This window comes from uncultured Abyssibacter sp. (genome assembly GCF_964000955.1).
Taxonomy (GTDB): Bacteria; Pseudomonadota; Gammaproteobacteria; order Nevskiales; family OUC007; genus Abyssibacter.
The window spans coordinates 1-7,774 of record NZ_CAXFCL010000245.1 but is presented as its reverse complement, the minus strand read 5'-3'; the positions used below and the strand labels follow the sequence as shown (position 1 = coordinate 7,774).

Here is a 7,774-nt window from a genome sequence, read left to right as displayed (position 1 = left end):
CTCGAAGTCCCCGCGCGGATGCGTCGGCAGAAACTTGTCGCCGGTCACCATAGCGGCGATGAGGTTCTCGCGCTTGTAGACCAGGTAGAAGCCGATCGCGAGGATGTGCAGCCCGACCGCCGCAAGCAGCAGATTGAAGCTCAATTCGTGGATATCGGCGATGTCACGCCCCATTCCGAAGCTGACCAGGCTCGCCAGCGGCCCGGACTCGATGCCGTCAGTATCGACCGCGAACAGGCCGGTGCCGGTCTGCACCAGCAACAGGCCCAGCAGCAGCAACACGCTCCAACCGCCCATGGGATTGTGGCCGACGGTGATCTCGCCCGGCCGATCCGGCAGGGTCCGGAGATAGCGCAGGAATGCGCGCGGGCCCCGGACGAAGCGCGCGAAACGCGCCGTGCTGCTGCCGACCACGCCCCAGTAAAGCCGAAACAGCAGCAGCGTCAGCACCCCATAACCGGACCAGCGGTGCCAGTCCATGTGATGGTTCTCGGCGCTCCACCAGGAAAACGCGAACAGGGCCACCAGCATCCAGTGGCCCAGTCGCGTCGGCAAATCCCAGATGCGGATGCGCATCGGTCAGACGATCAGGTGCTCAGTCGTCTTCGCGGAACGTATCGTGGCAACCCTTGCAGGTGCTGCCCACTTCCCTGGCCTGGGCCGCGAACCCTTCGGCGTCGCCCGCTTCGGCCAGTTCGGCGAATTTCGCGGCCGCCATGACGAAGGCCTCACGGCTTTCGGCAAACTCCTGAGGCTGCTGCCAGATCTCCGCCTTGGCGTCGGTCTTGCCGGCTTCCGGTCCGGAACCTTCCGGGAACCAGGTTTCCAGCTCGGGGGCGTAACCGTTGATCGTCTTCGCCGCTTCGGCCATCTCGGCGTCCAGCGACTCGCCCGCCTTGAGCTTGTCCATGATGGTCTTGAAGGCGTCGCCGATTTCCTCGAAGCCTTCGTGACGCTCGTGCATCACCTCGGCCATCGCCGGATCCGTCGGCGTACCGCCGCCACAGGCGGCGAGCGCGGCCGTCAGCGCGAATGCGGGAACAAGCAACCGATTGTTGAACATCCTGTTTGAACTCCTGAATCGACTGAGGGCAAGCATATCAAGGCGACGTCGCCGGAACGTGCACGTCGAACGCCGACCAGGCACAAGCTGAGCCCGGAATCGGCAACAATGGGGTGACCGCAACCAAGACAGGCTCATGCAAGACGCACGCATACGGCTCCACTGATGGTGCTCGCCGACTCATTGCTGGGCGGCTCCGCCTGGCTGATCGCAACCCTGCTCCAGGCTCTGGTGCTGCTGGCGGCGCTCCGCTTCACCCCGTGGCGCCTGCTGCTCGCGGTTCCGGCGCGGCTGCACCTGCTGTTCGGCTCGATGACCGCGCTGGTCCTGTTCTGGCAGATCAGCGGACAGATGGAGCCGCGAATGCAGTTTCATCTGCTGGGCATGACCACGGTCACCCTGATCCTGGGCGCACCGCTGGCGATCCTGGCAGGCACCTGCTCTCAGCTCGCGTCCGCCCTGCTGCTGGGACAGCTGCCGGTCGATCAAGTGCTGCCGCACGCATTGATCAACGTGACCGCGCCGGCGCTCACCACCGCGTTGCTGCTGCGCGTGCTGCACAGACACGCCCCGAAGAACCCGTTCACCTACATGCTGGGCGTGGGCTTCTTCGGAGGCGGCCTGTCGATGCTCAGCAGCTTCGTCACGAGCCTGACCCTGCTGGCGCTGATCGGTCAGTGGCGCGTCCTGGATGACTGGCTCTCGCCACTGATGCTGCTTGTGATGTTTCCGGAGGGGTTCCTCAACGGCGCCATCATCTCCGGGCTGGTCGTCTACCGGCCGGAGTGGCTCAAGACCTTCGACGACTCGCACTTCATCGATCAGGCCTGACGGCGGTCGTGCGCACCGCGCTGGGCACCTGACCGGTCCAGCGCTTGAACGCGCGCCGAAACTCGCGGGCATCGCTGAAGCCGAGCCGCTCGCCGATGCGTGCGATCGGTGCGTCGGACTCGCGCAACCAGCGTTCGGCCTGCTGCGCACGCAAGCGGTCGCGCACCGCCTGAAAGCCGGTACCCGCCTCGGCCAGACGCCGCCGCAGCGTGCGTTCGGACATGTTCAGCGCATGAGCCGCGTCACGCGCCGTCACCGGCCTATCCAGACGCCCAGCCAGCCAGGCCCGCAGTGTGCTGACGGCGTCGTCCTCCGCCGGCACCGCGCGAATCTGCGTTGAGCACATCCGCACCATGCTGTGGTGGCTCGCGGAATCGGCGGTGGGCAGCGGCGCATCGAGCCAGTCCGCATCAAACACGGCCCGGTTCATGGCGGCATCGAACCGCACCGGACAGGGAAAGACCTGGTCGTAAAGCGCCACATGCGGTGGTGGTGGAAACGCGAATTCGAGCCGCAGCGGCCGACAGTCCGGCCCCAGCAGTGCGCGGGCCACCTGCAGCGCGCAGCAGAACAATTCCTCACAGAAGAAACAGACCAGATCGGGCTCGGGAAAGCGTTCGCTGGCGATCAGCGACACCCGGCTGCCGGCCACCTCGACCCGCAGGTCCAGCAGGCTGCCGGTCACCTGGTGATACCGCGGAACCAGATCCAGCGCATCCCCGAAAGTCGGTGCGGACATCATCGCGAACCCCATGGACCCGCAGGAGGCCAACGATTCACGCTGGCCGACGCGCAGCCCCAGCGCCGAATCGCCAGTACCGCGCAGCGCTCGGCGGATCACCGTTGCGGCCTGGCGGAAGGAGACCCGCTGCTCCGGGTCGACGCATTGCGCGGGAGTCAGGCCGATGCCGGCAAACCACGGCGCCGGGTCCAGGTCTTGCTGCCGCGCCAGATCGACCAGAAAACCCAGCACGTAGGGTGGAATCACCGCCTCGCGATAGCGCGCGGCCTCAATTGCGGATAACGGGTTTGTCGCTGTCTGCATGACGATGTTGGCCGGATTGCCCCCCACATGATGCCGAAACCACCCTTCTGCGGGAAAGCGTCGCGCCGCATGATTCGGCAATCTCCATACCACTCCGCGAGCAAGCCCGATGACCGAAGCCTCCGCGACCGACGCTGCGTCGACCATTCAGGACCGCAGCGATCAGGTCTGCATCATCGGCGCCGGCCCGGCCGGCCTGTCCATCGCCCGCGCACTGAAACGCGTCGGCATCCCCTACGAGCAGTTCGAGCGCCACAGCGATGTCGGCGGCCTGTGGGACCCGGCCAACCCGGGCTCCCCGGTCTACCGCAACGCGCACTTCATCTCTTCGCGCGACACCTCCGGCTTTTTCGATTTCCCGATGCCCAAGGGCTTTCCGGACTATCCGCACAACCAGGACATCCTCGCCTACACCCGCGCCTTTGCCGCCGCCTTCGGGCTACGCGAGCGGATCGCCTTCAACACCCCGGTGCTGTCCGTCGAGCAGGACGGCGACACCTGGCTGGTGCATCTGGGCGAGGACGATGTGCGCCGCTACCGGGCGGTGGTCTGCTGCACCGGCACCAACTGGCACCCCAACCTGCCCCGACATCCCGGCGACTTCAACGGCGAAATCCGGCATTCGGTGAGCTACTACGACCCGGAGGAATTCCGCGGCAAGCGCGTGCTGATCGTCGGCGCCGGCAATTCGGGCGCTGACATCGCCTGCGACGCCGCGGCCAATGCCGACCGCGCCTTCATCAGCATGCGGCGCGGCTACCACATCATCCCCAAGCACATTTTCGGCGTGCCGGTGGACGAGTTCGCGGAGAAGGGGCCGAATCTGCCGATGTGGCTGGAACGCCCGGTGTTCTCGCTGCTGCTGCGCTGCGTGGTCGGCAACACCGCGCGCTGGGGCGTGCCCAAACCGGACCACAGGCTGTTCGAATCCCATCCACTGCTGAACACGCAGTTGCTGCACTACCTTCAGCACGGCGATATCCGGGTCAAGGGCGATATCGAGCGCTTCGACGGCGATGACGTCGTGTTCAGGGATGGCTCGCGTGAGCGCATCGATCTGGTGCTCTACGCCACCGGCTATGACATGCGCCTGCCCTACGTGCCGGAGGACTGCTTCGACTGGCACCACGGCCGCCCGGACCTGTACCTGCGCGCCTTCGCCCGCAAGCGCCACAACCTGTTCGCCCTCGGGTTTCTGGAAACCAACAGCAGCGCCTACACGCTGTTCGACCGCATCGCGCAACTGATCGCCAACTACCTGCACGACCAGACGGCCGCGCCCGAGCGCGCCGCCGAGTTCGAGCAGCTCATCCGCGACGACCGCACCCCGCTCAACGGCGGCCTGCACTTCATCGACAGCGCGCGCCACGAGGGCTACATCGAGATTCACGCCTACAAGGCCTACATCGAGAAGCTGCGCAAGCGCTTCGGCTGGCCGGAGATGACGCCCGGCTTCTTTGCCGAGGTGCAGCACGCCGCCGTCGAACCGGAGCTGCGCACATGAGCGCGCCGCTGGCCGGCAAGATCGCCGTGGTCACCGGCGCGGCCGGTGGCATCGGCGTCGACATCTGCACGCGGCTGTCCGCGCTGGGCGCCCGGCTGGTGCTGGTCGACCGGCGCGAAGACGCGCTGAACACGGCGCTGGCCGCACTGCCCGAGAACAGTGTCGGCATCGCGCAGGACCTGACCGAGCCGGACGCCGGCACCCACATCGTCAAGACCGTCCGCGAACGCTGCGGCCGCTGCGACCTGCTGGTCAACAACGCCGGCATGGTCGTCACCGAAGCCTTCGAGCAAGCGCCGCTGGCCCCGTTCGAACAGGAGGTGACGCTGAACCTGCTCGCGCCAATGCGGTTGATCCACGCCCTGTTCCCACTGCTGCAGGAGTCCGGCGGTCAGGTCATCAGCGTCGTCTCGCTGGGCGGCCAATTGCCGCTCAAGGAATGCCCCGGCTATTCGGCCTCCAAGTTCGGCCTGCGCGGGCTGATGCTGGCACTGGCGCTGCGCGAGCCGCTGACCGGCGTGCGCTTCAGCGTCATCAATCCGGCGGCGGTCGACACACCGATGCTCCGCCACGAGGCGCTCAACGGCGGCTCCGCGCTGAACTTCCTCGACCCGCCACATCCGCCATCGCTGATCGGCCAGGCCGTCGTCGACCGGGCGCTGAACCCCAGGGTGGAAAGCGACGTGCCCCGCGGCGACGGCTGGTTGATTCGCCTCGTCATGGCCGTGCCCGGCCTGTTCACCCGCGTGCTGCCGAGACTGGAATCCAGAGGCGAAAAGGGCCGACAGCGGTATCTGCGCGAGCGAGGGCTCAACATCAGCGAGTGATAGTGCCGGACCAACAGCGACGGGACTGCTAAGGATCGCGAAGGCAACCGGCACACCGCGCCAACCCGACACGAAGCAACCGCCCTGAGGTGATTGCTCACCCTAATCACCTCATTACTTGATGTGATTAAGGGCTATAATCGCCTCATGACTGCGTATATCTGGCAATCGGATCAGTGGCCCGGGTTGCTGCTCGAACCACCTGATGAACAAACCGAGGCCTTGGAAGCGGCGGCCCATCAGGGCGCCTCCGCGCTTTCGGCATTCATCGAAGCGCTATCCCCGGACAGCGTCCGGGAAACTCATGCGGCACTACTCGCCGACGAAGCGACCGAGTCCAACGCCATCGAAGGCGTGCGATTGTCCAGAGACTCCTTCTTCGCATCCGCCCTGCGCCGGCTTGGCGCGATTCCCCATGGCCAGATCGACCGTCGTCACCTGCCCGTGATCGAGGCGCTGCTCGACGCCACAGAACATGCCGATCAGCCGGTGGATCACTCCACCCTGCACCGCTGGCAGGACGCCGCGCTCACGCACCAGAGCAACGCTTACGTACCAGCCCTGACCGGCATGTACAGGGCCAGTGCCGACGAAATGCAGATCGTCACGCGCCGTGCGACCGGGCGGGAGCAGGTGCACTACGTCGCCCCGCCGGCCGACCGGATCGAGCGTGAGATGGACCACCTGCTCGAATGGCTGGAAACCGCCGAGGCCGGAACCTTTCGTGGCGCCGCCATCGCCCACCTGTGGTTCGAGATCATCCACCCCTACGAGGATGGCAACGGGCGCGTGGGTCGCCTGCTGTGGGACCGCATGATCGCCCGGGCAGCCTCAAAGGCCAGCCTGCCCCTCGGCCGCTGGTGGGCCATCTCGCACCACATCGCCGCCAATGTCACCCCGTACTACGCAGCGCTCAATGCCGTTTCGACCGGCCGGTCATCAGCCGATCATTTCGTGCAATGGGCGGTGGATGCGACCACCAACGCCTTCAACCGTACCCGCCGCGTAGCCCGGGACGTGGTCCGCAGCCGGGACATCATGGCCAGAAGCGCCACCGCCGGACTCAACCCACGGCAGCTTGACGTACTCCAACTCATGGTGAAACACGGCTCCGAAGGATTCCGGCAAGGCATGAGCGTGCGCAAATACCGCTCCTTGACCGAAGCCTCCGCCGCCACCGCCTCCCGCGACCTCGCGGGCCTCGTGGAAGCCGGCTTTCTCAGCTCCCGTGGCCAGGGTCGCTCCCGGGTTTACGATGTCGCCTGGGACGGAACTGCATGACCCTGCTTTCACCCCGGCGGTGGCGTCCTTTCCCGCTCAACCATCACCACGCGGCAGCCGGCTGCCGCAACCTGCGCACGACTACGGAACACCCGCCCCATGTTTGAAAACGCCTTCAACAACATAGACCGCGTCATGCGTAACGACGAAGGTCTCGCCTCGGAACTGGACTACGCCGAACAGACCTCCTGGCTGCTGTTCCTCAAGTACCTGGACGACATGGAGCAGCAATGGGCGGATGAAGAGGCGCTGCGCGGCCACGACTACCACCCGATCCTGGACGAGCCTTACCGCTGGGGCAGCTGGGCGGCGCCGAAGAAGGACGGCGAACTGGACCACAATGCCGCGCTGACCGGCGACGACCTGATCCGCTTCGTCAACAACGAACTGTTCCCCTATCTGCAAACCTTCCGCGAATCGACGGAAGACCCGGACACCATCGACTACAAGATCGGCGAGGTGTTCTCCGAAATCGCCAACCGCTTCCGCTCCGGCTATTCGCTGCGCGACGCGCTGGAGATCGTCGACGGCCTTAGCTTCGGCAGCCAGCAAGCCAAGCACGAACTGAGCGACCTGTACGAAACCCGCATCCGCCGCATGGGCAATGCCGGACGCAACGGCGGTGAGTACTACACCCCACGCCCGCTGATCCGGGCCATGATCAAGGTCGTCAAGCCGCGGATCGGCGAGACCATCTACGACGGCGCCCGCGGCTCGGCGGGCTTTTTATGCGAAGCCTGGGAATACCTGCGGCGCGACGACCTGACGTCGACCGAATGGGAAACCCTGCAACGCGGCACCTTCTTCGGCCAGGAGAAGAAATCATTGGCCTACGTGCTCGGCATCATGAACATGATCCTGCACGGCATCGACGCGCCCGCCATCCGCCACACCAACACGCTCACCGAGAACGTGATGGACATCCAGGAGGCCGACCGCCATGACATCGTGCTCGCCAACCCGCCCTTCGGCGGTGGCGAGCGCCAGGAGGTGCGCCAGAACTTCCCCATCCAGTCCGGTGAAACCGCCTACCTGTTCCTCCAGCACTTCATCCGCAAGCTCAAGGCCGGCGGCCGTGGCGCCGTGGTCATCAAGAACACCTTTCTCAGCAACACCGACAACGCCAGCGTCGCCCTGCGCAAGGAACTGCTCACAAGCTGCAACCTGCATACCGTGCTGGACTGCCCCGGCGGCACCTTCCAGGGCGCCGGCGTGAAGACCGT

Annotated in this window: 8 protein-coding genes; 5 read left to right on the top strand and 3 right to left on the bottom strand. The window is 65.8% G+C overall.

Features of this window, described 5'->3' with window-relative positions:
* Together ABNS06_RS11960 and ABNS06_RS11955 are read right to left on the bottom strand one after the other, a co-directional pair.
* A partial coding sequence (locus ABNS06_RS11960; protein WP_348674828.1) for a cytochrome b/b6 domain-containing protein occupies nt 1–576 on the bottom strand: 576 nt, incomplete at its 3' end.
* A 19-nt stretch (nt 577–595) separates the two neighbouring features.
* Nucleotides 596–1,063: a cytochrome c gene (locus ABNS06_RS11955; RefSeq protein WP_348674827.1), complete on the bottom strand. Its 468-nt coding sequence runs from the start codon at nt 1,061–1,063 to the stop codon at nt 596–598.
* Nucleotides 1,064–1,228: 165 nt separating this feature from the next.
* Here ABNS06_RS11955 and ABNS06_RS11950 point away from each other — a divergent pair, with 165 nt between their 5' ends.
* Nucleotides 1,229–1,894, top strand: a complete 666-nt coding sequence (locus ABNS06_RS11950; RefSeq protein ID WP_348674826.1) for an energy-coupling factor ABC transporter permease — start codon at nt 1,229–1,231, stop codon at nt 1,892–1,894.
* Here the strand turns inward: ABNS06_RS11950 and ABNS06_RS11945 are convergent.
* On the bottom strand, nt 1,878–2,939 hold the full coding sequence (locus ABNS06_RS11945; RefSeq protein ID WP_348674825.1) for an AraC family transcriptional regulator: 1,062 nt from the start codon (nt 2,937–2,939) through the stop codon (nt 1,878–1,880). The two genes, ABNS06_RS11950 and ABNS06_RS11945, sit on opposite strands and share 17 nt — an antisense overlap.
* A 109-nt stretch (nt 2,940–3,048) precedes the next feature.
* Between ABNS06_RS11945 and ABNS06_RS11940 the strand changes: the two genes are divergently transcribed.
* The 4 genes from ABNS06_RS11940 to ABNS06_RS11925 form a co-directional block, all read left to right on the top strand.
* Nucleotides 3,049–4,443, top strand: coding sequence for an NAD(P)-binding domain-containing protein (locus ABNS06_RS11940; protein ID WP_348674824.1), 1,395 nt, complete (start codon nt 3,049–3,051; stop codon nt 4,441–4,443).
* Complete coding sequence (locus tag ABNS06_RS11935) at nt 4,440–5,270, top strand: SDR family oxidoreductase (protein ID WP_348674823.1); 831 nt, start codon at nt 4,440–4,442, stop codon at nt 5,268–5,270. Before ABNS06_RS11940 ends, ABNS06_RS11935 begins: the two co-directional genes overlap by 4 nt.
* Before the next feature lie 93 nt (nt 5,271–5,363).
* Nucleotides 5,364–6,551, top strand: coding sequence for a DUF4172 domain-containing protein (locus ABNS06_RS11930; protein WP_348674822.1), 1,188 nt, complete (start codon nt 5,364–5,366; stop codon nt 6,549–6,551).
* A 99-nt stretch (nt 6,552–6,650) separates the two neighbouring features.
* On the top strand, nt 6,651–7,774 hold a 1,124-nt coding region (locus ABNS06_RS11925; RefSeq protein WP_348674821.1), incomplete at its 3' end, for a class I SAM-dependent DNA methyltransferase.

Coding starts and splice junctions, on each gene's coding strand:
- ABNS06_RS11955 (WP_348674827.1), bottom strand. CDS start 1,063: ATGTTCAACAATCGGTTGCTTGTTCCCGCATTCGCGCTGACGGCCGCG.
- ABNS06_RS11950 (WP_348674826.1), top strand. CDS start 1,229: ATGGTGCTCGCCGACTCATTGCTGGGCGGCTCCGCCTGGCTGATCGCA.
- ABNS06_RS11945 (WP_348674825.1), bottom strand. CDS start 2,939: ATGCAGACAGCGACAAACCCGTTATCCGCAATTGAGGCCGCGCGCTAT.
- ABNS06_RS11940 (WP_348674824.1), top strand. CDS start 3,049: ATGACCGAAGCCTCCGCGACCGACGCTGCGTCGACCATTCAGGACCGC.
- ABNS06_RS11935 (WP_348674823.1), top strand. CDS start 4,440: ATGAGCGCGCCGCTGGCCGGCAAGATCGCCGTGGTCACCGGCGCGGCC.